Source organism: Priestia sp. P5_B4, assembly GCF_056400385.1.
The window spans coordinates 1-635 of the sequence record NZ_JBFULJ010001415.1; the positions used below are offsets into that span (position 1 = coordinate 1).

General features: G+C 37.2%; 2 pseudogenes. Both read left to right on the top strand.

The annotated features are described in order from the left end of the window. Positions 1 to 306, top strand: a pseudogene (locus AC1DRF_RS31310) (SMI1/KNR4 family protein); the annotation flags it as partial. Between the two features lie 133 nt (positions 307 to 439). Then, positions 440 to 635, top strand: a pseudogene (locus AC1DRF_RS31315) (MFS transporter); the annotation flags it as partial.

Genomic DNA, 635 nt, shown 5'->3' on the forward strand with positions numbered 1-635 from the left:
AAAATAGCAGGGAATCTTTATAGCTTAGAAGATGTAAGAGAAACAGCTTACAAAAGTCAGAGTCTCTATATGACAATTGGGTCTGTTGGAGAAGAAGAGATTATCATTGACTCCAAAAAATCAGCGCACTCTGCATATATAATAGTAAAAAAGCGGAACGCATCGTTTCAAGATGCACATGTATTACATATGAATTTTCAGAAATGGCTGGATTGTTTTATAGTGAGTCAAGGGAATTGTTTTTGGCACTGGAATGAGCTTTGTAATAAAGTTCATTCAACGGACAAAAAGACGACGGCTCAATAATATTATCTTCTCGAACTTAAAAGCAGAGCGTATAATCGTTCTGCTTTTTGTATAGTTATTGTAAGTTAGAACAGCGAAGCGATTCTAAAAGGTTATGAGTATGATTGTATAGAAATTGTCTAATGTCTGAGTTGTGGATAAGTTTGGTCCTAAAGCATYAGTCACTCCAGGTCTTGTGCTCGTTATCCTATCTCTTGTACTTTTTAGTCAACTCACTGCTTCTACGAGTGTAGATTATATTGTTGCGCTACACGTGATGATGTTGATTGGTATTTCGATGGTGATGCTGCCTGCACAGACTACCGGGTTAAATCAGCTCTCTAAGCAGC